The sequence below is a fragment of the Halobaculum sp. P14 genome, from assembly GCF_051195155.1.
GTDB lineage: Archaea > Halobacteriota > Halobacteria > Halobacteriales > Haloferacaceae > JBNTKA01.
Genome location: NZ_JBNTKB010000001.1, coordinates 542,570 through 565,836, shown reverse-complemented (window position 1 = coordinate 565,836; position 23,267 = coordinate 542,570). Strand labels below are relative to the sequence as shown.

The 23,267-nt window shown below is 71.7% G+C and carries 22 protein-coding genes; 9 read left to right on the top strand and 13 right to left on the bottom strand.

Annotated elements, in window-relative coordinates:
* The first annotated feature begins 38 nt into the window (after positions 1-38).
* The 3 genes from ACQUS7_RS02850 to ACQUS7_RS02840 all read left to right on the top strand — a co-directional run bounded on the left by ACQUS7_RS02850 (position 39) and on the right by ACQUS7_RS02840 (position 1,740).
* The gene (locus ACQUS7_RS02850; protein WP_435127869.1) at positions 39-335 is read left to right on the top strand and encodes a hypothetical protein; all 297 of its coding nucleotides are present in this window, start codon (positions 39-41) and stop codon (positions 333-335) included.
* A 106-nt stretch (positions 336-441) separates the two neighbouring features.
* Complete coding sequence (locus ACQUS7_RS02845) at positions 442-690, top strand: hypothetical protein (protein WP_435144443.1); 249 nt, start codon at positions 442-444, stop codon at positions 688-690.
* 174 nt (positions 691-864) lie between these two features.
* Positions 865-1,740 (top strand): homoserine kinase, encoded by an 876-nt coding sequence (locus tag ACQUS7_RS02840; protein WP_435127873.1) that lies wholly within the window; start codon positions 865-867, stop codon positions 1,738-1,740.
* 35 nt (positions 1,741-1,775) lie between these two features.
* On the opposite strand, the gene ACQUS7_RS02835 is transcribed toward ACQUS7_RS02840, so the two are convergent.
* The 3 genes from ACQUS7_RS02835 to ACQUS7_RS02825 form a co-directional block, all read right to left on the bottom strand.
* Complete coding sequence (locus ACQUS7_RS02835; RefSeq protein ID WP_435144440.1) at positions 1,776-2,345, bottom strand: thiol-disulfide oxidoreductase DCC family protein; 570 nt, start codon at positions 2,343-2,345, stop codon at positions 1,776-1,778.
* A gap of 258 nt (positions 2,346-2,603) precedes the next feature.
* Positions 2,604-3,509, bottom strand: coding sequence for a pyridoxal 5'-phosphate synthase lyase subunit PdxS (gene pdxS, locus ACQUS7_RS02830; RefSeq protein WP_435144437.1), 906 nt, complete (start codon positions 3,507-3,509; stop codon positions 2,604-2,606).
* Positions 3,510-3,619: 110 nt separating this feature from the next.
* Positions 3,620-6,082 (bottom strand): hypothetical protein, encoded by a 2,463-nt coding sequence (locus ACQUS7_RS02825; RefSeq protein ID WP_435144434.1) that lies wholly within the window; start codon positions 6,080-6,082, stop codon positions 3,620-3,622.
* Between the two features lie 242 nt (positions 6,083-6,324).
* On the opposite strand from ACQUS7_RS02825, the gene gpmI reads away from it, so the two are divergent.
* On the top strand, positions 6,325-7,866 hold the full coding sequence (gene gpmI / locus ACQUS7_RS02820) for a 2,3-bisphosphoglycerate-independent phosphoglycerate mutase (protein ID WP_435144432.1): 1,542 nt from the start codon (positions 6,325-6,327) through the stop codon (positions 7,864-7,866).
* 98 nt (positions 7,867-7,964) lie between these two features.
* Here gpmI and dnaG read toward each other — a convergent pair whose 3' ends face one another.
* Positions 7,965-9,455: a DNA primase DnaG gene (dnaG, locus tag ACQUS7_RS02815; protein WP_435144430.1), complete on the bottom strand. Its 1,491-nt coding sequence runs from the start codon at positions 9,453-9,455 to the stop codon at positions 7,965-7,967.
* A gap of 170 nt (positions 9,456-9,625) precedes the next feature.
* Between dnaG and ACQUS7_RS02810 the strand changes: the two genes are divergently transcribed.
* Positions 9,626-10,438: a YqcI/YcgG family protein gene (locus ACQUS7_RS02810; RefSeq protein ID WP_435144427.1), complete on the top strand. Its 813-nt coding sequence runs from the start codon at positions 9,626-9,628 to the stop codon at positions 10,436-10,438.
* Complete coding sequence (locus ACQUS7_RS02805; RefSeq protein ID WP_435144425.1) at positions 10,438-11,049, top strand: cysteine hydrolase family protein; 612 nt, start codon at positions 10,438-10,440, stop codon at positions 11,047-11,049. Before ACQUS7_RS02810 ends, ACQUS7_RS02805 begins: the two co-directional genes overlap by 1 nt.
* Here the strand turns inward: ACQUS7_RS02805 and ACQUS7_RS02800 are convergent.
* On the bottom strand, positions 11,046-11,735 hold the full coding sequence (locus tag ACQUS7_RS02800) for a type I 3-dehydroquinate dehydratase (RefSeq protein WP_435144422.1): 690 nt from the start codon (positions 11,733-11,735) through the stop codon (positions 11,046-11,048). The two genes, ACQUS7_RS02805 and ACQUS7_RS02800, sit on opposite strands and share 4 nt — an antisense overlap.
* 158 nt (positions 11,736-11,893) lie before the next feature.
* On the bottom strand, positions 11,894-12,880 hold the full coding sequence (locus ACQUS7_RS02795) for a transcription initiation factor IIB (protein ID WP_435144420.1): 987 nt from the start codon (positions 12,878-12,880) through the stop codon (positions 11,894-11,896).
* Between the two features lie 181 nt (positions 12,881-13,061).
* Between ACQUS7_RS02795 and ACQUS7_RS02790 the strand changes: the two genes are divergently transcribed.
* On the top strand, positions 13,062-13,949 hold the full coding sequence (locus ACQUS7_RS02790; protein ID WP_435144417.1) for an ABC transporter substrate-binding protein: 888 nt from the start codon (positions 13,062-13,064) through the stop codon (positions 13,947-13,949).
* Between the two features lie 63 nt (positions 13,950-14,012).
* Positions 14,013-14,588 (top strand): DUF84 family protein, encoded by a 576-nt coding sequence (locus ACQUS7_RS02785; protein WP_435144414.1) that lies wholly within the window; start codon positions 14,013-14,015, stop codon positions 14,586-14,588.
* A 102-nt stretch (positions 14,589-14,690) separates the two neighbouring features.
* Here the strand turns inward: ACQUS7_RS02785 and ACQUS7_RS02780 are convergent, their stop codons facing one another.
* The gene (locus ACQUS7_RS02780) at positions 14,691-16,637 is read right to left on the bottom strand and encodes a flippase-like domain-containing protein (protein WP_435144412.1); all 1,947 of its coding nucleotides are present in this window, start codon (positions 16,635-16,637) and stop codon (positions 14,691-14,693) included.
* A 219-nt stretch (positions 16,638-16,856) separates the two neighbouring features.
* Here ACQUS7_RS02780 and ACQUS7_RS02775 point away from each other — a divergent pair, with 219 nt between their 5' ends.
* A complete protein-coding gene (locus tag ACQUS7_RS02775; RefSeq protein WP_435144409.1) occupies positions 16,857-17,138 on the top strand; it encodes a DUF7123 family protein in 282 nt (93 codons plus the stop codon).
* 4 nt (positions 17,139-17,142) lie between these two features.
* Here the strand turns inward: ACQUS7_RS02775 and ACQUS7_RS02770 are convergent, their stop codons facing one another.
* The 6 genes from ACQUS7_RS02770 to ACQUS7_RS02745 form a co-directional block, all read right to left on the bottom strand.
* A complete protein-coding gene (locus ACQUS7_RS02770) occupies positions 17,143-17,754 on the bottom strand; it encodes a winged helix-turn-helix transcriptional regulator (RefSeq protein WP_435127901.1) in 612 nt (203 codons plus the stop codon).
* A gap of 77 nt (positions 17,755-17,831) precedes the next feature.
* Positions 17,832-19,022, bottom strand: coding sequence for an SPFH domain-containing protein (locus ACQUS7_RS02765; RefSeq protein WP_435127903.1), 1,191 nt, complete (start codon positions 19,020-19,022; stop codon positions 17,832-17,834).
* 68 nt (positions 19,023-19,090) lie between these two features.
* Positions 19,091-19,801 (bottom strand): NfeD family protein, encoded by a 711-nt coding sequence (locus ACQUS7_RS02760; protein WP_435144405.1) that lies wholly within the window; start codon positions 19,799-19,801, stop codon positions 19,091-19,093.
* Positions 19,802-19,822: 21 nt separating this feature from the next.
* Positions 19,823-20,017, bottom strand: coding sequence for a DUF7312 domain-containing protein (locus ACQUS7_RS02755; RefSeq protein WP_435144402.1), 195 nt, complete (start codon positions 20,015-20,017; stop codon positions 19,823-19,825).
* Between the two features lie 135 nt (positions 20,018-20,152).
* Positions 20,153-21,910: a pyruvate kinase gene (pyk, locus tag ACQUS7_RS02750; RefSeq protein WP_435144400.1), complete on the bottom strand. Its 1,758-nt coding sequence runs from the start codon at positions 21,908-21,910 to the stop codon at positions 20,153-20,155.
* Positions 21,911-22,003: 93 nt separating this feature from the next.
* A complete protein-coding gene (locus ACQUS7_RS02745) occupies positions 22,004-23,203 on the bottom strand; it encodes a 3-dehydroquinate synthase II (protein WP_435144398.1) in 1,200 nt (399 codons plus the stop codon).
* Positions 23,204-23,267 lie beyond the last annotated feature (64 nt).

Below are 23,267 nucleotides of genomic sequence, written 5' to 3'. Positions count from 1 at the left end.
ACCGCGGGATTCACTTGACTGCAACACCGAGTCGACGTATGGCCGACACCGACGGATTCAGCCGGCACGTGACGCGCGACCGGCTGCTGCTCGCGCTGGTGCTGCTCGTCGGCATCGCCGGCACCGGCATCGTCCGCCGCCAACTCGGCGTCCTGGGGTACAACTGGCTCGGCCGGCTCGTCTTCATCTTCGGCTACGGCGGCACCGTGTTCGTCGTCTGGTACGGCTGGATTCGGCCGCTCGACCTCACCGGACCGGACGGCGGCACCGACCTCTACGCTGACGGCGACCGCTCAGAGGACCGCCCGGGGGACCGCGTGGACGAGAGCGAATGACCGCGATTCGGGGCCGGCCCGGCGCGGCTCGACCGCGGCGGGGCGCTCGCACTCGAACGGAATAACGGAACGTTAATGCGGGCCCCGGAGCCACGGTGAGATACGAATGCTCCCGCTCCAGGTCATCGACAGCTTCCTGCTCGATTACAACGTCGGGCAGGCGCTCCTGCTCGGGCTCATCCTCACGACGGTCGCCACGCTGCCGGTGTCGCGGAAGGCGCTCGCGCTCAACACGGTCCTGTTCGGCGTGCTGTTCCTGTTGACGCCGCAGACGCTCGTGCCGACGCACTACCTGTTCCTCGGCATCCTGCTCATCGTCGTCGGCCCGCTCGTGTACGTCACCGCCAGGGACTGACCAGACCGACCGTCGACGCCCCACCGGCCGCCGGCCGGCGGAGCGACGCGGCTCGACTCGTGCGGGCCGCCCAGCCGGGCGCCCGGCGCGTCACCGCCGGCCGATCCGTCGGATTGCCCCGCCGGCATCGCGTCGAACGCCACGCTTTTCTCGGCAGCAGTCCACCGACGGGGCATGGTTACCGCTCGCGCACCGGCGACAAGTGCGAACCTCGGGAGCGGCTTCGACACGTTCGGCGTCGCCCTCGCGAACCCGGCGGACGTCGTCACGGTCGAGCGAGCGGCGACGACATCCATCGAGGTGACCGGCGCGGGCGCACAGTACATCCCGACCGATCCGGCGGACAACGTCGTCGGCGCGGTCGCCGATGCGCTCGACGCGCCGGCACACATCCGCATCGACAAGGGCGTCCGGCCGTCGTCCGGGCTCGGCTCCTCTGCGGCGTCCGCCGCCGCCGCGGCCGTCGCGCTGAACGAACTGTACGACCGGGGGCGGAGCCGGAAGGAGCTCGTCCCGGCGGCCGCCGAAGGCGAAGCCGTCGTCTCCGGCGTCGCCCACGCGGACAACGTCGCGCCGTCGCTGCTCGGCGGCTTCACGGTCGTCACCGACGACGGCGTCACCGCGCTCGACGCGGACCTGCGGCTCGTCGCCTGCCTCCCGGAGGTCGCGGTGTCGACGCGGGACGCCCGCGGCGTCGTCCCGGACTCCGTCTCCATGGACGACCACGTCGAGACGGTCGGGAACGCCGCGACGCTGGTCGCCGGGGTCTGCCGGTCGAACCCCGACCTGGTCGGCCGCGGCATGGACGACCCGGTCGTGACGCCGGCGCGGGCGTCGCTCATCACCGGCTACGACGACGTCCGCGACGCCGCCTTCGACGCCGGCGCGACCGGCGTCACCGTGAGCGGCGCCGGGCCGTCCGTCCTCGCCGTCTGCCGCCACGGGACGCAGCGGGACGTCGCGGCCGCGATGGTCGACGCCTTCGCGGACGCCGGCGTCGGCGCTCGCGCCTACCAGAGCGAAGTCGGCGACGGAGCCACGGTGCTGTAACTCCGTAGCGGTATCCGACGAGGCTGCAGCTGCCGCTACTGCGACTCCTGTGTGCCGTCGATGACGCGAGCGACGACGCGTTCGCGGACCTCCGGCTCCGGAATCGTACAGGCGTCCTTCTGCCCGAACACCTGGTAGCGGTGCTCCGCGACGGCGTCGTACAGCCGGTCGCGGACGCCGCGCGGCACGTACCGGGCGACTCGGAGGAGCCGCCACGGGAACTCCAGGTCGCGCGCGACCCGGAGTACGGCGTCGGACTTCCGATACGCGCCGCTGCCGTCGACCACCACGAACGACTCGAACTCTTCGGTCGGCAGGCCGTGCCGTTCGAGCAGCGCCTGGCCGACCGGCGACGTGAGCGGCGCGAACCGGAAGACGCCGGCGTCGTCGTGCCGGACGATGAACCGGATGCCGGCGTGACAGAGGTTGCAGACGCCGTCGAACAACACGACCGGGTGTTCGGCCGGGTCGACGCCAGCCAGCGGGTCGTCGCCGTCGCTGGCGGTGCTGGCCGCGGCTGCGTCGCCGCCGCCGGCGGCGCCGTCCGGCCCCTCGTCTCCGTCACCGCCGTCGTCTCCTTCGCCGGCTTCGTCGGCGTCGCTCATCACCGGCGGTACGTCGCGGAGCGGCATCAACGCGGCGGCAGCGCCGAAGGGGTGGTGCTGGCAGGCGACACGGACCGGCGGCTCCGCGGGGCGCCGTGTCGCACAGCCGCGTACCGCCCCGCGGTGACGGTTACGTCACGGGGCGACTGCGTCGGTATCCGATAAAAAAGTCCGTGCGTCAGTTCCTCGTCCACGACGCGGCTCGGCGTCGACGCGGATGGCGATGGTGCTCTCGACGTCGGCGGCGACGTTCGCCGTTCAGACGCCGCGGCCCTGCAGTTTCTCCTCTTCGCGCATCGTCTCGTTCGCCTGCCCCTTCATGCCCTTGCCGAGGTCCTTCGAGATCTCCTTGAGGGTCTCGGGGTCGTCGTAGTTGTTGACGGCGTTGACGATGGCCGACCCCATCTTGACGGGGTCCTCCGCGCCGAAGATGCCGGAGCCGACGAAGATGCCGTCACAGCCGTGCTGCATCATCAGGGCGGCGTCGGCGGGCGTCGCGATGCCGCCGGCGGCGAAGTTCACGACCGGGAGCCGGCCCATCTCCGCGGTCTCGTGGACGAGGTCGCGCGGCGCCTCGTTCTCGCGGGCCCACTCGTCGCGCTCCTCGAAGTTCATGCCGGAGAGCATGCGGATGGAGCGCTGAATGTTGCGCTGGTGGGTGACCGCCTGGTTGACGTCGCCGGTGCCGGCTTCGCCTTTCGTCCGAATCATCGCGGCGCCCTCGTCGATGCGGCGGAGCGCCTCGCCGAGGTTGCGGGCGCCGCAGACGAACGGCGACGTGAACTCGCGCTTGTCGATGTGGTAGCGCTCGTCGGCGGTCGTCAGCACCTCGGACTCGTCGATCATGTCGGCGCCGGTGGCTTCGAGAATCTGCGCCTCGGCGGTGTGGCCGATGCGGCACTTCCCCATCACCGGAATCGACACTTCGTCGATGATGCCTTCGAGCTTCCCGGGGTCGGCCATCCTGGCGACGCCGCCGCGCTTCCGGATGTCGGCCGGAACCGCCTCCAGCGACATCACGGCGACCGCGCCGGCGTCCTCCGCCATGCGCGCCTGCTCGCGGTCGACGACGTCCATGATGACGCCGCCCTTCTGCATCCGTGCGAAGCCGCGTTTCACGAGGTCCGTGCCGCGTCGGAGCTCCTCGAGGTCCGTCTCGGTCATGGTTCAGCTTGCGCCCCGACCCACTTAACCGGTGTCCTTCCCCCGACGCGCCTGCCGCAATCGGCCGCCGGCGCCCCGACGACGCGCTTCGGCTGCGTCGCCGTCGCGGCTCACAGCGGCGCGTCGATGGCCTGGCTCACGCGCCGGGAGAGCTGCGGGAGCCGCGTCTCGACCAGCGCCGGGAGCTTCCCGGGGACGTCGTCGCGGTTCCGCTCCAGGACCGACGCGACGGTCACGAGCCGCTTCCGGAGCGCCCGGAGCCGCCGGTTCGCGGCGTCCGCGTTCCCGTTCGCGGCGGCCGCCTGCGCCCGCGTCGCCGCCACGGCCGCCGCCTCCAGCGCCCGAAGCAGCACGAGCAGGCCGCCGGCCTGGAGCGCGTCGGCGTCGTCCAGCAGTCCGTCGTCCGTCCCGGTCGCCGTCCCCGTCGACCCGGTCGCCGTCTCGGTCTGCGTGGCCGTCGGCGTCGCCGTTGCCGTCTGCGTCTCCGACCCGTCACCGCCGAGGCTGTCGTCGATTCCGTCTTCGACGGTGCCGGCCGCGGTTTCGACGCTGTCGGCCGCGTCGCCGACGCCGTCGGTCGTCGTCGCGGTTCCGTCGCCGGAGCCGCCGGTCGCGTTCCCGACGCCGCCGGTCACGCCGTCGACGGCGTCTCCGACCGAGCCGGCGGCGTCGTCTGTCGCCGTCGACGTCGCGTTCAGAATCTCCCCGACGGCCTTCCCGGCGGTCTCGGCGGTGTCGTCTGCGACCTCGACCGCGTCGACGCCGTCGGCGTCGCCGTCCTCGAACGCCTTCGCCTGCGCGAACGTCTCCGTCAGGTACGTCGTGAGGAAGTCGGTCAGCGACGCCTTCCCGGTCCGCGGCTCCGGTATCGTCGCGGTCGACTGGTCGGCCGCGGGGTTGACGCGGTAGGCGCCGCTGACGCCGTCGGCGTCCTCGATTTCGGCGGTGTAGGCGCCTTCGCGGTGCACGTAGACGCCGAAGCGGTCCTCGCCGGGCGGCTCGCCGGCGTAGACTGCTCCGGCGAAGTCGTCCTCGACGGCGAGGGACGCGACCGTCGGCGCGTCGTCGCCGCTGGCGTCCACGCGGAGCTTCACGGCGTCCTCGTTCGGCGTCACGACGACCTCCCCGCGGTCGCCGACGCCGGCGGCGGTGTCGCTGTCGCCGTCGTGGCTGAACCGCTGGCTGTGCGGCGCGACGCCGGCGGCGTTCACGGTGAGCCGGTGGTCGCCCGACGGGACGCCGCGGAGCGCCACGACGCCGTTGAACGTCGGTGCCGCGGTCGGGTCGGACTCCAGCAGCGCTACGCCCTCGTTCGTCGCCGCCGACGTTGTCACGCCGTTCGACCCGGGCGCGTCGTCGGTGCCGGTCGCCTCTCTGAGCACCGCCACCACGGCGTCGACCGGGCCGTCGACGTCGACGTCGAACCGGCTGGCGAGCGCGCTGCGGTGGTCCGGGTCGGTGACGTCCGCGAGCGGGTTCGTGAACCGCGGCTGCGACTGCGGCACGTCGGTCGACGTGAGGTGGGAGGCGACGGCGTTCTCGGCGAACCGCGGAACCGCGAACTCGAAACTGAGCTGCGGCCCGACGAGTTCGTCGACGTCGACGTCGCTCATCGGGGCCAGCGCGTACGTGTGGTCGACCGCGGCCGCGTCGGTGCCGCTCCGGCCCTCGTAGGCGAACTGCACGTCGGCCGACCGCGTCGGCAGGTCCGCCGGCGGCGACGGCAGCGACGCGTACTCCCGCACCGTCAGCTCCGGCGGCACGAAGTGCTCCCGCTCGACGTTCGGGAGCTTCGGGTGGTCGAACAGCGGCGCGCCGTCGAGCTCCGGCAGCGAGAACGGCAGCCCGAACCCTTCGTCGCGCGGCAGCCCGTACGCCGCCGGCAGGTCCAGCTTCGACAGCAGGCCGTTGTTGATGTCGGCGATGTCGCCGTCGACCGGGAGCCGTTCGAAGGCGTTCCGCGTCTCGTTGACGCCGAGCGCCGACGAGTGCGACCCGACCTCCGCGATGACCGACGCGCGGTCGGTCGCCGGGTCGAGGAACTCGTTGTTCGGCACCTTCCGGGCGTGCGCCGACGCGACGAACAGCACCGGCTCCCCGGTCACGTCGTCGCCGTCGCCGCCGTCGGTGTCGACGAACACGTGCAGCACCTCCCAGTCGTGCCAGTGGAAGTTCACGGAGAACTGGTCGAACACGGAGTAACACCAGAACTGCACCGCGGCCAGCGACGACTCGGTGTACCGCCGGACGTTGTAGAACACGGTCGGCGCCGGGGGCGCGCCGTTCGCTTCGAACTCGGCGACGTAGCCGTCGAGCGCGTCGAAGCCGTCCACGACCCGGTCGCCGTCCCGGTCAGTCGCGTACCGACGCGGGTCGGTCGGGAACCACTGCTCGGCGGCGCCGAAGAACAGGTCGGGCGCGTACGCCTCGGCGAGTCGACGCGCCCGCTCCTCGCCGACGGACTCGGTCGAGGGGGCGTCGCCGTCGCCGAACAGGCCGCTGCAGCCGGCGACGCCCGCTGAGCCGGCGGCCGCGGCGCCGGCGAGCAGGTCGCGCCGTGTGAACTCGGGCATGGTCGAAGTTGGTCGGTGTTCCGCCCCCGGACTGATTATTCCGTCGCCCTTCCCATCGATTGATTGAACTGTTCGGGCGCGGAGGCGGTGTGGGAGCCGATGTGGGAGTCGACGCGGGGTCGGTGTCAGAGCCGACGCGGGGCCGGTGTGAGAGTCGGGGAGCCGACGCGGCCGACGCCGGACCGGGGTGCGCCGGTGGCGGAACCGACGGAGTGATTTGGCGGGCGGCGGACGGGACAGGTATGAAGGCGGCGCTCGTCATCCTCGACGGCTGGGGGCTCGGCGACCACGACAGACGCGACGCGGTCGCGGCGGCGGAGACGCCGAACTTCGACCGGCTCCGCGGCGCCGGCGCGTTCGGCACGCTCACCGCGTACGGCCGCGACGTCGGCCTCCCGGACGACCAGATGGGGAACTCGGAGGTCGGCCACGTCAACATCGGCGCCGGCCGCACCGTCTACCAGGAGTACACCCGCATCAACGACGCCATCGACGCCGGCGAGTTCGCCGACAACGACGCCATCAGCCGCGCGTTCGACCACGCCGCCGACACCGGCGGCCGCGTCCACTTCCTCGGGCTGGTCAGCGACGGCGGCGTCCACTCGGACCAGCGGCACCTCCACGCGCTCATCGAGGCCGCCGCGGACCGCGGCGTCGACGCCGTCACCCACGCGTTCACCGACGGCCGCGACACCGCGCCGCAGTCCGGCGAGCGGTTCCTCCGCGACCTCGAAGCCGCCGTCGACGAACACGGCACCGGCGACGTCGCCACCGTCTCCGGCCGCTACTACGCGATGGACCGCGACCAGAACTGGGAGCGCACCGAACTCGCGTACGTCGCCATCGTGAACCGCGAGGCACCCCACGAAGCCGACTCCGCCGTCGACGCGGTGACGGACAGCTACGACCGCGGCGACACCGACGAGTTCGTCGAGCCGACGCTCGTCGACGACCGCCCGGCGCTGACCGACGGCGACAGCGCCGTCTTCTTCAACTTCCGGTCGGACCGCGCCCGCCAGCTCACTCGGCTCCTCGCCGACATCCGCCCGGAGGACTGGGCGGCCGAGGGCGTCGAGACGGCGCCGCCGGACGTCGAACTCGTCACGATGACGGAGTACGACGCGACGTTCGACCTGCCGGTCGCGTTCCCGCCCCACCAGCCGGAGGACACGCTCGGGGAGGTGCTCGCGGCGGCCGGCCTGACACAGCTGCGCGTCGCCGAGTCCGAGAAGTACGCGCACGTCACCTACTTCCTGAACGGCGGCCGCGAAGTCGAGTTCGACGGCGAGAAGCGCCGCATCGTCGAGAGCCCGGACGTCCCGACGTACGACGAGACGCCGGAGATGAGCGCCGCCGAGGTCACCGACACGGCGCTCGCGGCCATCGACGCCGACAACCCGGACGTGCTCGTGTTGAACTACGCGAACCCGGACATGGTCGGCCACACCGGCGACTTCGACGCGGCGGTCGCCGCAGTCGAGGCCGTCGACCGCGAACTCGGCCGGCTCGCCGACGCCGTCCGCGGCGCCGGCGGCCACCTGCTCGTCACCGCCGACCACGGCAACGCCGACGACATGGGGACCGCGAAGGACCCGCACACGGCTCACACCTTCGCGCCCGTCCCGTTCGTCTACGTCGCCCCGGACGGCACCGCCGGCGGCCGCAGCGTCCGCTCCGGCGGGTCGCTCGTCGACATCGCGCCGACGCTGCTCGAACTCGTCGGCGTCGACGAGCCGGACGCCATGACCGGCGAGTCGCTGCTTTTGGACGACCGGACGCTGTGAAGTGAGAACCGGAACGGGCCGCCCGCGGTCGGCGTCGACGCAGTCGGTGTCGCCGCGGTCGACGTTGCTGCGGCGGCGACGCAGCCGCCTGGGCTGGCTCAGACGGCGCTGAGCTGTTCTGCGGTGAGCACGCGGACCGACGCCGGGCGTTTCACGTAGTCGCCCTCGGTCGCGCAGACGACCTGTGAGACGCCGCGCTGGGCGGCGACGTCCAGCACCTTCTGTGTCAGTTCGCCGTCGACGACCAGCGCGAACGGCGCCTCGTCGGCGTCGCTGACCGCGTCGAACGCCTCGGCGGCCGGCACCTCGGCGAGCACGCCGTAGTCCGCGTCGAGCAGCCGCGCCCGGTTCGACTCCGCGTCGACGACCTCCCGGACGTGTTCCCGAAGCGTCGACGGCCCGGCCGTCGACTCGGCGGACGCTTCGCTCGACTGAGTGGATTCGGCGGATTCGGCTGACTCGGCCGACTCCGTCTTCGAACCCCGGCGCTGTTCCGACGCAGCGGCGGTGGCTGCGGCGCCGTTCGCGGCGGCCTCAGCGGCGGCGTCCGTGGTCGGCTCGGCGGCTTTCGTCGCGGAATCGGCTGATTCAGACGACTCGGACGGTTCGGCCGGCGCGGTGCGGCCAGTCGTGACGGCGACCGACCGGTCGATTCCGGGCGTCGCGTCCGCACCCTCGCCGGCGTCGTCGGCTGCGTCGCCGTCCGCGTCCGCGTCCGAGTCCGCGTCCGGGTCCGCGTCGCGGTCGGCGGAGCCGATGCGTTCGTCGGCCGGGGACGAGCCGCCGAGGTCGACGGCGTCGAGCGGCATCTTCTCGCGGAGCGCCGCCATCACTTCGTGCCGCGCCAGGTCCTCGACGGAGCGGCCCGAGGGCGCGAACGCGACGTAGTCGACGTCGCCGACCTGCGCGAGTTCGCGCAGGATGAGTTCGCCGCCGCGGTCGCCGTCGAGGAACGCCGTGACGGTGCGCTCGCCGGTGAGGTCGGCGACGGCGTCGGGGACGTTCGTCCCCTCGACGGCGACGCCGTTCTTGATGCCGTACCGGAGCAGCGTCAACACGTCCGAGCGCCCCTCGACGACGATGACGGCGTCCGAGTCGCGGACGCGCGCCCCCGCGGGGAGCCCCTCGTACTCGTCGATGCGGTCGACGCGGTGGGCCTCGCGGACCTCGTCGAGGATCTCCTTCGAGTCCATGACGGACTCGTCGAACGAGTCGTTGAGCAGCTCCTTCGCGCGGTCGACGACCTCGCGGCGCTGGGCGGCCCGCATGTCCTCGATGTCGGTCACTTCGACGCGGGCCTCACACGGCCCGACGCGGGTGATGGCTTCGAGGCTCGCCGCCAGAATCGACGTCTCCACCTTGTCGAGTCCGGAGGCGATGGTGAGCCGCCCGAAGCTCTGGCCGTTCTCGGAGTCGACGTCGACGTCGATGCGGCCGACCTTCGAGCGCTGCTGGAGGTCGCGGAGGTCCAGTTCGTCGCCGAGCAGTCCTTCCGTCTGTCCGAACACCGCGCCGACGACGTCGCTGCGCTCGACGACGCCGTCCGCGGTGATGCGTGCGTGAATCAGGTATTTGGCTGAGTCGTCCATGTGAAATCCCCTCGTCGGGGTGTGATGATGGTGAGGTGATGGTGACGGGAGTCACCGTCTGCTATATAAGGCGTCGGCGACGCAAATACCTATCGTACCGCCGGGTGGACGAACGGGCAGTTCCTGCGGCCGGGCGAAAGACACATCGACCCCTGCGGCAACTGACAGGCGTGAACGAAGCCGGCCTCACGTCGCTCCTCGACCAGGAGACGATGGCCGACCGCGTCGCCGCCGGCGCCCCCGACTGGGTGGTCCGGCACTTCGAGACGTTCACCGGTGCGCTCACCGGCGAACGAAACGGAACGCCGTTCCCCTGTCACTTCGGTACCAACGCCGTCCAGCGCGGCGACCTGCTGTACACCGCCGTCCCCTCGCTCACCGACCCGGACGCGCTGTTCGGCCTCCGCGACGCGCTTCTGGAGTACCTCGACGTCTACGAGGACCACGCTGACCTCGCGCCGCTCGTCGTCTTCTTCGCGCCGCCGGACGACGTGGCGTCGCTCACCGAGGCGGACTGGCACGAAGCGATGTGGCACGTCCTCCAGTTCCTCCACGTCAACGATCCGGAGCCGTGGCCCGACGACATCCCGACCGACCCCGACGACCCGTACTTCGAGTTCTGCTTCGGCGGCGAACCGCTGTTCCCGACCTGCCGCGCACCGTTCTACGAGGAGCGGAAGAGCCGGTACTGCCCGGTCAGCCTCGAAACCACCTTCCAGCCGCGCTCCGTCTTCGACGGCCTGACGCACGACACCGAAGCCGGCCAGCACGCCCGCGACGCCATCCAGGATCGACTCGGCGACTACGACGGCGTCTGCCCGCACGCGGACCTCGGCGACTGGGGCGTCGACGGCGACCGCGAGTGGCGCCAGTACCTGTTTTCGGCCGACGAGTCGCAGTTCCCCGACGAGTGTCCGCTCACGGTGACGCCGGAGGTCACGGCGCTCGACGGCGACGAGCCACCGGCCGCGGGAGCCGACTGATGCCGGACCCCCTCCCCGCGCTGCTGTTCGTGGACTTCCAGACCGGCTTCGACGACCCGGGCTGGGGCGACCGGAACAACCCGGACGCCGAGGCGAACGCGCGGCGGCTGCTCGCGGAGTGGCGCGACCGCGGCGGCGACGTCGTCCACGTCCGACACGACTCGACGGAGCCGGATTCGCCGCTGCGCGCCGACCGCGACGGCTTCGCGTTCAAGCCGGGCCTGCGCCCCGTCGACGGCGAACCGAGCCTCGTGAAACGAGTGAACTCGGCGTTCGTCGGGACGGACCTCGAATCCCTGCTCCGCGACGCCGGCCACGACGCGGTCGTCGTCGCCGGGCTCACCACGGACCACTGCGTCTCCACGACGACCCGGATGGCGGAGAACCTCGGCTTCGTCCCGACCGTCGTCGCCGACGCCACGGCGACGCATCCCCGCGAGTACGACGGCGAAACGTTCGACCCGGAGACGGTTCACCGGACCGCGCTCGCACACCTCCGCGGCGAGTTCGCCGCCGTCCGCGACACCGACGGCGTGCTCTCGTCGCTCCCGGACCGCGCCGGCGACGCGGATTCCGCTGTCGACGCGGACGCCACCGGCGGCGAGGACTAGGCGAGGTCGTCGACGAGTCGGCGGAGCGACGCGAGGTCGAACTGTCCCGGGGCGGTCGCGTCCGCGGCGTCGACCGGAGCGTAGCCGATGCGGGAGCCGTACACCGGCGCGACGGCCCGGGTGTGCTTGCCGGCGTCGCCCATCGCCATCGTCGCGACGCGGTCGCCGCGGGCGGTGGCGCGGTGCGTCGCCGCGAGGACGTCGAGGGCGTCGCCGCGGTCGTGCGCCGTCACCGCCAGTTTCCCGACGTCGCCGGCGGCCGCCGCGGCGCGGAGCAGCGCGTCGAGCGTCCGCGGCGCCGGCGTCCCGTCGAAGTCGTGGACCGACGCGACGACGGCGGCGTCGTTCGCCCGCGCGGCCGCCACCAGTTCCGCCGGGTCGACGTCGTTGGTCCCCGCCGGGCGGCCGCGGAGCGTCGCCAGTTCCACGTCGACCGCCTCGACGGCGTCGTGTTCGACGGCCTCGGCGAGCGCGTCGAGTCGGCTGTACGGCGCGGACTCGCCGCCCTCCCACCGCGGCCGGTTCGTCACGAGCAGCGGCAGCTCCCCGTCGTAGCCGGCGAGCGCGTCGAGCGGCTCTGCCGCGAGGTCCATCCGGAACTCGACGCAGTCCGCGTCGTCGCGGGCGGCCGGCTCCGCCGCGAGGTCGTCGGTGGCGGCCGCCAGCGTGAACGAGTCGCAGTCCATAGGCGTCGTTCCACGTGCCGCCTCAAAACTGGCTCGGCGTCGCCAACGCTGACGGGGCGGAGAAACGGACCGGAGAACGCCGTTCGGTGGTGCGTCGAGGCCGAGCCACGGGACGCGGCTACGCAGCTACTCGACGACGTAACTGCGTGACTGCGCGACTACGCGACGAGGCCTTCTTCGGCTTCGAGCAGCTCGTGGTAGCGGTTCCGGATGGTGACCTCGGAGATGTCCGCGACCTCCGAGACCGCCGCCTGCGTCGTCTTCTCGTTCGTGAGTAGCGCGGCGGCGTAGACGGCGGCGGCCGCGAGCCCGACCGGCGACTTGCCGGAGTGGACGCCCTGCTCTTTCGCGTTCCGGAGGAGCTGTTTGGCGCGCATCTCCGACTCGTCGGAGAGGTCGAGCGAGGAGGCGAACCGCGGGACGTACTGCTCGGGGTCCGCGGGCTTCACCTCCAGTTTCAGTTCGCGGACGACGTAGCGGTACGTCCGCGCGACCTCGTCTTTGCTGACGCGGGAGACGTCGGCGATCTCGTCGAGGCTCCGCGGGACGCCCGCCATCCGGGCGGCGGCGTACGTACACGCCGTCGAGACGCCCTCGATGGAGCGGCCCGGCAGGAGGTCCTCGTCGAGCGCGCGGCGGTAGATGACGGAGGCGGTCTCGCGGACGTTGTCCGGGAGGCCGAGCGCGGACGCCATCCGGTCGATTTCGCCGAGCGCCTGCTTCAGGTTCCGCTCTTTCGAGTCGCGCGTCCGGAACCGCTCGTTCCACTTGCGGAGCCGCCGCATCTTCTGACGCTGGCGGGAGCCGAGCGACCGGCCGTAGGCGTCCTGGTCGCGCCAGTCGATGTTGGTCGACAGCCCCTTGTCGTGCATCGTGTTCGTGGTCGGGGCGCCGACCCGGCTCTTTTTGTCCTTCTCGGCGGCGTCGAACGCGCGCCACTCGGGGCCGCGGTCGACGGAGTCCTCCTCGACGACGAGCCCGCAGTCCGCGCAGACGGTTTCGCCGTGCTCCTCGTCCTGGATGACGTGGCCGCCGCACTCGGGACAGCTCAGCCCCTCGTCGGCCTCCGTCTCCTGTTCGGTCTGCTGTTCGTCCGTTCGTTCTCGGTTCGCTGCTGGGTGTCGGGTGTGTGTTCTCTCGCTCATCGTGGGGCGGGTGCTCCCTGGGTGGCCGCGAAAAAAGCCCAGGTCAGTCTGTACCCCACAGAGATGGGAGAAAGCCTTAAATTAAACGGTGTTGGGCGGAGCGGCCTCCACGCCGTCACCGGGTCACGGAACCGTCCGACGGCACCTATTTGTGTGAGGCTGTACCAGACGTAACCGACGGATGCAGAAGAACCCTGCGGCAGCGGCGTCCCGCGTCGCCTCGCTCGCACCGAGCGCCACGGCGACCCTCCGCGCCATCGGCGCGGCGGACGCGCTCGTCGGCGTCACCCACCACTGCGACGTCGACGCGGGCGGTCACAGCGGCGTCGACGCGGGCGACGCCGCCGCCCGTGACGACGACGCCCTCGACGCTGAAACCCACGGCGACCCCGACTCCGAACCCGAAATCGTCGGCGGCTGGCCGAACCCGGACCTCGACCGCGTCGCCGCGCTCGACCCGGACGCCGTCCTGACGTGCGACCCGCTGCAGCGTGACACCGCCGAGGCGCTCCGCGAGCGCGGCCTCCCGGTTCACCACGTCGAACCGACGCGGCTCCCGGCCGTGTTCGACGCCATCGAAGCCGTCGGCGCCGCGGTCGGCCGCCCCGACGCCGCCGCTGCCGTCGCCGCCGACTGTCGCCGCCGCGTCGACCGCGTCCGCGAGGCCGTCCCCGACGACCCCGAGGAGCGCCCGGTGGTCTACTGCGAGGAGTGGAGCGACCCGCCGATGGCCGCCGGGAACTGGGTCCCGGACGCCGTCGAGGCCGCCGGCGGCCTGTCCCCGTTCGTCGACGCCGGCGACCGGAGCCGCGAGGTGGACGAACAGGAGGTGCTCGACGCCGACCCGGCGTACGGCGTCATCCACGTCTGCGGCCGCGGGGCGCAGTCCGACCCGGCGACGTTCGACGAACGCGGCTGGGACGTCGACGCCGAGGTCCACGTCGTCGACGACACGCTCTTGAACCAGCCGAGCCCGCGGCTCGTCGACGGCATCGAGGAACTGGCGCGCATCCTCCACGGCGTCGACCCCGACGGCGTCGACCCGAACGTCGACGATTGCGACGGCTGACCGCTCGCCGCCGATTCCGTCCGGGACCGCAAGGGACTCGTCGCCGCCGACGCATCACCGCCTATGCGAATCGGTGTCGGCTCCGGGAACCCGGTGAAGCGAGACGCGACGGTGCAGGCCGTCGAGGCTGCCGACGACGACGTTTCGGCGGCCGCGACCGTCGAAGCGTGCCCGGTCCCGTCGGGCGTATCAGAACAGCCGACCGGCCACGGCGAGACCCGCCGCGGCGCCCGCAACCGCGCCGAAGCTGTGGTCGAAGAGGAGTACGACGTCGGCGTCGGCATCGAAGGCGGCGTCGCCGAATACGCGGGCGTCGGCGGCGACGCGGGCGGCGGTGCCGACCGGCGGGGCGCCGACGCGCCGCTGTTCCTCGTGATGTGGGCGGCGGTCACCGACGGCGACCGCTGGGGCGACGGCGCCGGGCCGAGCCTCGTCCTCCCGGCCGGAATCGCGGACCGGGTCCGCGGCGGCGAGGAACTCGGCCCGGTGATGGACGACGTGCTCGGCGAGTCCGACGTCGCGAAGAACCAGGGCGCCGCCGGCGCGCTCACCGGCGGCCGGGTCGACCGCGCGGACGCGCTCGCCGCGGCCGTCTCCGGCGCCCTCGGCCCGTTCGTCACCGACCTGTACGACGACTAGCGCGACCGGCCGTCCGCCACACGCCGACCGCGACGAACCGACCGCGACGCGCCGACCGGGTTCGTCGTTCTCCTCCCTGTCGCCCAGGTCGCCTCCGACGCCTCAGTCGTCGCCCGACGGCTCGATTTCGGCGGCGTCGACGTCCTCGTCGAACTCCTCGGTTTCGTCGACGGCGGCGGTGAGCGAGACGTTCAGGCCGAGCATCGACGCGACGCCGCCGACGACCGTCACGGCGTTCTTGACGGCGTGGTCGAGGACGGCTGCGGCGAACGCGACGGGCGCGGCGACGCCGCCGAGCGCGACGACGAACGCCGTGAACGCGGCCTCGTACAGGCCGATTCCGCCGGGCGTGAGCGGCAGCACCTTCGCGAGGTTGCCGACGGAGACGGCGAAGAAGCCGACGGCGACGAGCTGCACCGTGCTCATGGCGGTGGCGGCGTCGGGGAACGCGGCGAGCACGAGCAGCGCGGTGACGACGTCGAGCGTCCAGACGGCGACGCTGGCGCCGCCGACGCGGAGGAACGAGCCGCGGCGGCCGGCGACGGTCTGGACGCCGGCGACGAACTCCTCGACGACGCCGACGACGTAGTCGACGTACGAGTCCGAGGAGAACCGGGAGACGACGTCGCGGACGAAGTTCCGGTCCGTGCGGGCGGAGGCGACGATGACCAGCAGGCCGACCGCGGCGGCGACGCCGACCGCGGCGGCGACCCGGACCGCGGTGCGGACCGCGCCGGGGGTCACGACGCCGCCGCCAGCGACGTTCCCGGAGACCGCGGCCGCGAGGTCGCCGGCGCCGCCGGTGACGAGCACCCCGACGAGCACGGCGCCGGCCATCCCGGTGATGGTGAGCAGGTCGAACACCCGTTCGGCGGCGAGCGACGCGAACCCTGTCGGGTACGGGATGCCGCGGCGCGCCTTCACGACGTACGCGCGGACCGCGTCGCCGGCGCGCGCCGGGAACACGAGGTTCCCGGTCTGGCTGATGAAGACGGCGCCGGTGAGGAACACGGCGGACTCGCGGTAGCCGAGCTCCGAGAGGATGTCGCGGTACCGGAGTCCGCGGAGCGGCCACGAGACGGCGTACACGACCGCCGCCGCCGCGACCAGCGTCAGGTCGGCGTCGCGGAACGCCGCGAGCACGTCCGACGGGTCGAGATACAGCGTCATCAGCGCGAGCGCGACGAGCGTCAGCGCGATGCCGGCGCCGACGGTGCGCCGCCGCGTGATGCGCGGCGACACCGACAGCTGCCACCACAGCCGCAGAATCTGGCTGCCCATCCCGAAGACGTCGCGGACGAGGTCGACCTTCGAGTCGCCCTTCGGCGTCCAGTCGACCGCGAACTCCTCGACGTCGAGGCCGCTGCGCTGGGCGCGCACCAGCAGTTCGGTGTCCCAGAACCAGTGGTCGTCTTCGACGTCGTCTTTCAGCTGCTCGAACGCCTCGCGAGACAGCGCCTTGAAGCCGCACTGGTGGTCGCGCAGGTCGGACCGCAGCACGGTCCGCACGAGGAGGTTGTAGCCGCGCGACGGGACGCCGCGTTTCGCGGGGCGGTCGGCGACGTTCTCCGGCATCCACCGCGACCCGGTGGCGACGTCCGCGCCGCCGCGGATCCGGTCCACCAGCTCCTCCAGGTGTTTCATATCGGTCGCGAGGTCCGTGTCGAAGTAGACCAGCACGTCGCCGGCGGCCCGCTCGAACGCGAACTCCAGCGCGCCGCCGCGGCCGAGCCGCCGGTCGCTGTGGAAGTGCTTGACGCGGCTGTCCTCGGCGGCCAGGCGGTCCGCGATTTCGGGCGTCCGGTCTTCGCAGCCGTCCTCGGCGACGATGACCTCGAAGTCGTCGTCCGCGAGGAACGACGACAGCGTCTCGACGGTCCGCCGAACCGTCTCCTCGATGGTGGCCTCCTCGTTGTACGCCGGCAGGACGACGCTGACCGAGACGGCGTCGGCTGCCGTCTCGGACCCGTTGACCCCCGCGGCGCCCGTTGCCGCGTCGGACCCACTGACTCCGGTGGGGTCGTCGTCCTCGCCGCGCGTCCGACTCATTAGCCCAAACAGGCCGTCCGCCGCGTAAGTACCTTCTGTCATCGGGCAGTCGCCGTACTCCACGGACGCCCGGAGGCGACGCGGCGTGTTTGACGACTGTACCCCCGCGGGACCCCCAGCCTCGCCCTACGCCGACGAACACCGCGAGAACCGCCGGACGGCGCCGTGTTAACTCGGTGTACCAAACCCCCTATATCGGTGCGAAGCCTCCGGACGAGTATGAGCGCCACCGGAGTTTCGGACGTCGTCGACGCGGACGCGGCAGACGCAGCGGTCGACGCCGCGGCGAACCTGAACGACAAGCAGGTCCGCATCCTCGGCTACCTCCGCGACAACGTCGGCCAGCAGACGTACTTCAAGTCCCGGCTCATCGCCGAGGACCTCGGCATGACCGCGAAGGAGGTCGGCGCGAACATGACTGCCATCTGCGAGAGCGACGTCGACGTCGACGTCGAAAAGTGGGGGTACAGCTCCGGCACCACGTGGATGGTGACGGCGTGAGCCGCTACCGGTCGTAGCTGATGAACTGCGCGGCGTCGTCCGCGAACGCCACGGCGTCAGCGCCGAACGAGTCCGCATAGCGCACGACCAGCGAAATCACGGTCTCCGGCTGTACGACCCGGTAGCCGTCGTTGCGGTCGAGCAGCCCCGCCGCGTCCAGTTCGCCGACGTAGTTCGAGACGGTCGCCCGCGACACGTCGAGCGCGCGCGCCACGTCGGCGCCGGAGGCCGACGGGTCGCGGAGCAGTTCGAGCAGCAGGCCGCGGGCGGTGTCGCGGCGGAGGTAGCCGAGCGCGCGCTTCTCGAAGCCCGTGAACCGGTCGGCCGGGTAGAACCGCCGGTAGTCGCCGTCCTTGAACGACGACACCTCGCCGTCGGACTCCAGCCGCCGGAGGTGGTGTTGGGCCTCGCCGGTCCCGAGTTTCAGGTCGTCGCGGAGCTTCGAGAAGTGCGCGCCGGGCGTCGTCGAGAGGTAGCCGCGGATGGCGTCCCTGACCGCCGAGTCGTCCCCGTCGTCGGCGGCGGCCCGGCCGCTCGCCACCAGCGGCGTCGCCGCACCGAGCGCCGCGAACCGGCGGAGCGTCGCGCGCTTGTCCGCGTCCACCTCGCGTGTCACAGCCTCACGTAGCGATGTGCGAGAGAAAAGGGTTCCGTTCACGCGACCCGCCGAACCGCGGAGGCCCGGCGTCAGCCCTACTCCGTCTCGGTTTCCGTCTCCGCGTCGTCGTCGCCGCCGGTGCTGCCGTCGACGACCTCGTCGGCTGACTTGATGTCGCGTTTGTCCTCGGCGTCCGCGCTCGCGATGACCTCGTCGGCGGACTTGATGTCCTCCGTGATGTCGCCAGACTTCACGGCCTCGGCCTCCTGTTCGAGCTGCTCGGTGTCCATCTCGGCCGCCTCGTCTATCTGGCCGAGAATCTCCTCGATGTCGTCGAGCCCGAGCATCTCGCGGGTCTCCTCGTCGAACTCCAGCGAGTCGAGCCCCTCGGACTCCTGGACGTCGCTGCCGGTGAGCTGCTTGCCGTACCGGCCGACGAGGCTGGTGAGCTCCTGGGGCAGCACGAACGTCGTGGACTCGCCGTGCCCGATGCTTTCGAGCGTCTCCATCCCCTTCTCGATGATGGCGCGCTCACCCATCGACTCGGCGGACTTCGCGCGCAGCACCGTCGAAATCGCGTCGCCCTGCGCCTCCAGAATCTGGCTCTGCTTTTCACCCTGCGCGCGGATGATGTTCGACTGCTTCTCCCCTTCGGCGGACTCGACGGCGGAGCGGCGCTCCCCCTGCGCCTCCAGAATCATGGCGCGGCGGCGGCGCTCCGCTGACGTCTGCTGCTCCATCGCCTGCTGGACGTCCTGGCTCGGATTGACCTCCCGGACCTCGACGCTCTCCACGCGAATCCCCCACTCGTCCGTCGGCTCGTCGAGCTCCTTCCGGATGCGGGCGTTGATCTCCTGGCGCTTGTTCAGCGTGTCGTCGAGCTCCATGTCGCCGAGCACCGCGCGCAGCGTCGTCTGCGCGAGGTTCGACACCGCGGTCTTGTAGTCTTCGACCTCCAGGAACGCCTTCTTCGCGTCCATCACCTTGATGTAGACGACGGCGTCGGCCGTCACCGGCGAGTTGTCGCGGGTGATGGCCTCCTGCCGCGGCACGTCGAGCGTCTGCGTCCGCATGTCGAACGTGTACGTCCGCGAGACGAACGGCGGCACGATGTTGATGCCCGGTTCGAGCAGCTTCCGGTACTCGCCGAACACCGTCAGCGCCTTCTTCTCGTAGGCGTCGACGATGACGATTGCCTGATACACCGCGACGATGACCACCAGCAGGAACAGCAGTCCGACCAGCGCCGCCCCGAGTTCGGCGGCCTGGAGTGGTACGGGAACCATGCGTACGACGTTCGGCGCTCACGGCTTAAGCGTTCGGTCGGTGATAGGAAGCGTCCGGGCGCCGGCGGCTACTCGCGCTCCAGTTCCCGCTCCGCGCCGGCGTCGTTGTGCGCCGCGCTGTCGCTGTCCGCGTCGGCGTTGCTGTCCGCGTCAGTGTCGTTCTCTGCGTCGGCGTCGCCCTCCGCGTCGGAGTCACGGTCGCCGTCGCGTTCCTCGTCGCGGCGGCTTCGTTCCCGTGCGAGTTCGCGGTCGATGTCGTCGACGCCGCCGGCGAGCGACTCCACGGTGACGACGTTGCCGCCGCCGGGGTCGACGACCATCACCTCCTCGCCCTCCGGGATTTCGCCGTCGACGCTGCGGGCGGAGTAGTACGGGCTGAAGCCGCCGTCGTCGAGTTTCACCTGGCCGCCGGTCGGCGTGACGGTCTCGGTGACCCGGCCGGTCGCTCCCCGCAGCGACCCCGAATCCGACGTCTGCGCCTGCCCCTTCCCGCCGTAGACGTCGAGTTCGCGGTAGCCGTAGAAGGCGAGCGCGCCGAACACGAGCACCAGCAGGCCGAGCACGAACGGCCCGGCGACCGGGCCGAGCAGCAGCCCGACGAGGCCGGCGGCGAGCAGCGCGACGCCGACGACGACGAGGTGTGCGCCCGGCGCCAGCGCCTCCAGGATAGAGACGACGAGTCCGGCGGCGACGAGGAGCAGCGGCAGCGTTTCGGGGCCGAGCGGGCCGCTCTGCAGCAGCGTTCCGGCGACGGCGGCGAGCGGCGACTGGTCAGCCATACCCGGCGTTGGGGGGACCGGCTACAAAAGCGTGGCCGACGCGAACAGCAGCAGCGTGCCGAGCACGCCGACCGCGACGAACACGGCGTTTTCCGCGCTGATGGACTCCGGCTCTATCGGCTCCGGCTCCCGGCCGACGATGCCGTTCTCGTCGACGTCTTCCACCGAGAACCGCCAGTCGCCGTCGTCGTCGCGGTCGTCGCGGCGTTCACTCATGGCAGAGTCTTGCGCGGCGACCGGTAAAGACGTGTCGGGGAGCGGAACCGAGGGGCTGCACGGCGGTCGGGAGGTGTGCGGCGGGTGGCCGCGCGGCGGTCGGGCGACGGCGGCTCCGTCTGCCTGGCTGGCGGTTCAGCGTTTCCGGGCGGCGGTCGTCACGTCGCCCTCGTAGACGACGCCGCGCTCGGCGTCGAGCGTGACGACGGTTCCGTCGGTGAGGTCGTCCGGAAGCGGGGCGCCCGACACCATCGGGACGCCGACTTCGCGGGCGACGACGGCGGGGTAGCCGGTCATGCCGCTGCGGGCGTCGACGATGCCGCCGAGGTTCGACGTGTCGCCGCGGAACTCGGCGTCGAAGCCGCTCGGGAGGTAGGCGATGCCGCCGGCCGGGAACTCCGTGAGGTCGCCGTCGTCGACGCGGACGAGCGGACCGGCCGCGCGGCCGCCAACGACGTGCCGGCCGGTCGCGACGGTATCGGCGGCGACGTGGAGTTTCAGCGTGTTCGTCGTGTTCGTCCCCTCCAGTTCCGTCATCATGCCGGAGAGCACGACGAGCGTGTCGCCGGAGTCGGCGGCGCCGGTTTCGAGCGCAGCGGAGACGGCGTTGTCCATCACCTGCTCCATGCCAGCGGCGTAGTCGGCGTACACCGACTGGACGCCCCACGACAGCGCGAGCTGCCGGCGGACCCGGTCGCTCGGCGTCGTCGCGACGACCGGGACGGCCGGCCGGAACTTCGCGGTCTTCCGCGCCGTGTAGCCGGATTCGCTGGCGGCGACGACCGCGGCGGCGTCGGTGTCGCGGGCGAGGTAGCGCGCAGAGCGGGCGAGCGCCTCGGTCCGGGAGTCCTCGTCGGCGAACGGGACGCGGCTCTCGCGGGTCTCGTCGTACTCGTCGCTGTTCTCGACCTGCCGGACGATGCGGTCCATCGTCTCGACGACGCGGACCGGGTGGTCACCGACCGCGGTTTCCCCGGAGAGCATGACGGCGTCCGTCCCGTCGAGCACCGCGTTCGCGACGTCCGAGGCCTCCGCGCGGGTCGGGCGTCGGGCGCGCACCATCGAGTCGAGCATCTCGGTCGCCGTGATGACGGGCGTCCCGGTCTCGACGCAGGTCCGGATGATGCGTTTTTGAATCATCGGGACGTCCTCCAGCGGGCACTCGACGCCGAGGTCGCCGCGGGCGACCATGACGCCGTAGGCGGCGTCGACGATGCCGTCGAGGTTCTCGACGGCGCCGGCGCGCTCGATTTTCGCGACGATGGGGATGTCGCCGGCGTCGCGCGCCTCCAGCGCGTCCGCGACGGCGTAGACGTCCTCGGCGTCCCGGACGAACGACGCGGCGACGAAGTCGACGTGTTTCTCGGCGGCGAGGTCGAGTTCGGCCTCGTCGGCGTCCGTGATGGTGTCGAGGCCGAGGTCGACGCCGGGGACGTTGACGCCCTTCCGGGAGCCGAGTTCGCCGCCGGAGTTGACGTGCGCGACGACGCCGTCGTCGGTGACTTCTCGGACGGTGGCTTCGATGCGGCCGTCGTCGAGCAGCACGGTGTCACCGGGGCCCGCGGCGTCGATGGCGTGGCTGACGCCGACGCGGTCCGGCGTGGCGGTGTCGGCCTCGACGAAGACGACCTCGGAGTCGGTTTCGAGCCGGATCGGCTCGTCGATTTCGGCGGTGCGGACCTCCGGCCCCTGCAGGTCGAGCATCGCGGCCAGCGGGCGGTCCGAGGCGTCGTCGACGGCGCTGATGCGGTCGATGACGTCGCCGCGGTGGTCGGTGTCGCCGTGGCTGGCGTTCAACCGCGCGACGGACATGCCGGCGTCGGCCAGCGACCGAATCGCGTCGCGGTCGTCGGAGGCGGGGCCGAGCGTACAGACGATTTTCGCTCGTCGCATTCTTGGCGGGACCTTCCCGCCGCGCCGCCTTAAAGGTGCGACGACTGGACTCGGAACCGAGTGAATCGCGGAGCGTCGAGGAACCCGGCCCGGTTACTTCTCGATGATGGACTCCTCGACGGCTTCGCCGAAGTGGCGCGCGACGTCCTCGTAGTAGACGAGCACCTCGTCGCCTTCGGCGAGGTCGGTGACGGCCTTCCGGCCCGTCTCGGTGGCGACTTTCACGGTTTCGGCGTTCTGGATGAGCGTCTCGATGCGGTCGACGCCGTCGTCGGTTTCGACTTCGGCCTGCACCCGGAACATCGGGCGCTTCTCGATTTTCACGCGGCCGACGATGGCCTCGCGGGTCTTCCCGTTCGTGTCGGCGACCTGGACCTCGTCGCCGGACTGGAGCTCCGAGAGGTACTTGGTGCCGCCGTCGGGGGTGCGGACGTAGGCGTGGACGGCGCCGGCGTTCACGCGGAACGGCCGGGAGGCGACGTACGGCGAGTCCGCGGTTTCGGCGTGCACGAAGAACAGGCCGCGGCTCATCGACCCGACCAGCATCCCTTCGTCGTGGTCCATGATGCTGCCGGTGTCGACGCAGACGCGGTCGGCGGAGCCGGTCCGTTCGACGGCGGTGACGGTGGCGTACCGAAGGTCGAGCGTCTCGCGTTCGGCCTCGTCGCGGACGTTGACGGTCGACCGGATTTCGTCGGGGTCGTCGGTGTCCAGCAGGACGCCTTCGGCGCCGTGTTCGAGCGTCTCGAAGGCGGTGCGGGCCTCCTCGGCGGAGGTGACGCCGGCGATGAGCGTGGTGTCCTCGCCGATGCGGGCGATGAGGTTCTCCAGCGGGATTATCTGCCAGTTCTCGCCGACCGTGATGAGGAAGTCGGCGTCGCGGGCGGCCTCCTCGGCGAACGCCTCGTAGTCCTCGTCGAAGATGCGGACGTACGCGCCCTGCGCGCGGTTGTCGTCGCGGCGGAGCGTCGTCAGGTCAGCGGAGCCGGAGAAGTCGGAGGGGAGGTCGACGGTGCCGTCGCCTTCGCCGTCCTTCCCGACGATGTAGGCGTCGGCGGTGGCGTCGTCGCCGGGTTCGCCGTCTTCCGCTTCGCCGATGACGTCGACGTCGGCGTCGGAGCGGAACGCCGCGACGTTGACGTCGCCGAGTTCGCGGACCTTCGCGACGTCGCGCTCGTCGACGAGCACCCAGTCGACGCCGGCTTCGAGGCCGGCGGTGATTCGTCGCTTTCGCTGCTCCCAGTCGCCTACGCCGTCGTCGGCACGAAGCCAGACGCTCCGCTTTCCTGTCATTGTGCCACCTCACACGTGGTGTGCGCTTCAAGTTGGCGGATACGTCAACGCCGCGCGGTAGTGG

Excerpts from the sequence above, each read along its gene's own strand:
- ACQUS7_RS02850 (WP_435127869.1), top strand. The coding sequence starts at position 39 with ATGGCCGACACCGACGGATTCAGCCGGCACGTGACGCGCGACCGGCTG.
- ACQUS7_RS02845 (WP_435144443.1), top strand. The coding sequence starts at position 442 with ATGCTCCCGCTCCAGGTCATCGACAGCTTCCTGCTCGATTACAACGTC.
- ACQUS7_RS02840 (WP_435127873.1), top strand. The coding sequence starts at position 865 with ATGGTTACCGCTCGCGCACCGGCGACAAGTGCGAACCTCGGGAGCGGC.
- ACQUS7_RS02835 (WP_435144440.1), bottom strand. The coding sequence starts at position 2,345 with ATGAGCGACGCCGACGAAGCCGGCGAAGGAGACGACGGCGGTGACGGA.
- pdxS (WP_435144437.1), bottom strand. The coding sequence starts at position 3,509 with ATGACCGAGACGGACCTCGAGGAGCTCCGACGCGGCACGGACCTCGTG.
- ACQUS7_RS02825 (WP_435144434.1), bottom strand. The coding sequence starts at position 6,082 with ATGCCCGAGTTCACACGGCGCGACCTGCTCGCCGGCGCCGCGGCCGCC.
- gpmI (WP_435144432.1), top strand. The coding sequence starts at position 6,325 with ATGAAGGCGGCGCTCGTCATCCTCGACGGCTGGGGGCTCGGCGACCAC.
- dnaG (WP_435144430.1), bottom strand. The coding sequence starts at position 9,455 with ATGGACGACTCAGCCAAATACCTGATTCACGCACGCATCACCGCGGAC.
- ACQUS7_RS02805 (WP_435144425.1), top strand. The coding sequence starts at position 10,438 with ATGCCGGACCCCCTCCCCGCGCTGCTGTTCGTGGACTTCCAGACCGGC.
- ACQUS7_RS02800 (WP_435144422.1), bottom strand. The coding sequence starts at position 11,735 with ATGGACTGCGACTCGTTCACGCTGGCGGCCGCCACCGACGACCTCGCG.
- ACQUS7_RS02795 (WP_435144420.1), bottom strand. The coding sequence starts at position 12,880 with ATGAGCGAGAGAACACACACCCGACACCCAGCAGCGAACCGAGAACGA.
- ACQUS7_RS02790 (WP_435144417.1), top strand. The coding sequence starts at position 13,062 with ATGCAGAAGAACCCTGCGGCAGCGGCGTCCCGCGTCGCCTCGCTCGCA.
- ACQUS7_RS02785 (WP_435144414.1), top strand. The coding sequence starts at position 14,013 with ATGCGAATCGGTGTCGGCTCCGGGAACCCGGTGAAGCGAGACGCGACG.
- ACQUS7_RS02780 (WP_435144412.1), bottom strand. The coding sequence starts at position 16,637 with ATGAGTCGGACGCGCGGCGAGGACGACGACCCCACCGGAGTCAGTGGG.
- ACQUS7_RS02775 (WP_435144409.1), top strand. The coding sequence starts at position 16,857 with ATGAGCGCCACCGGAGTTTCGGACGTCGTCGACGCGGACGCGGCAGAC.
- ACQUS7_RS02765 (WP_435127903.1), bottom strand. The coding sequence starts at position 19,022 with ATGGTTCCCGTACCACTCCAGGCCGCCGAACTCGGGGCGGCGCTGGTC.
- ACQUS7_RS02760 (WP_435144405.1), bottom strand. The coding sequence starts at position 19,801 with ATGGCTGACCAGTCGCCGCTCGCCGCCGTCGCCGGAACGCTGCTGCAG.
- ACQUS7_RS02755 (WP_435144402.1), bottom strand. The coding sequence starts at position 20,017 with ATGAGTGAACGCCGCGACGACCGCGACGACGACGGCGACTGGCGGTTC.
- pyk (WP_435144400.1), bottom strand. The coding sequence starts at position 21,910 with ATGCGACGAGCGAAAATCGTCTGTACGCTCGGCCCCGCCTCCGACGAC.
- ACQUS7_RS02745 (WP_435144398.1), bottom strand. The coding sequence starts at position 23,203 with ATGACAGGAAAGCGGAGCGTCTGGCTTCGTGCCGACGACGGCGTAGGC.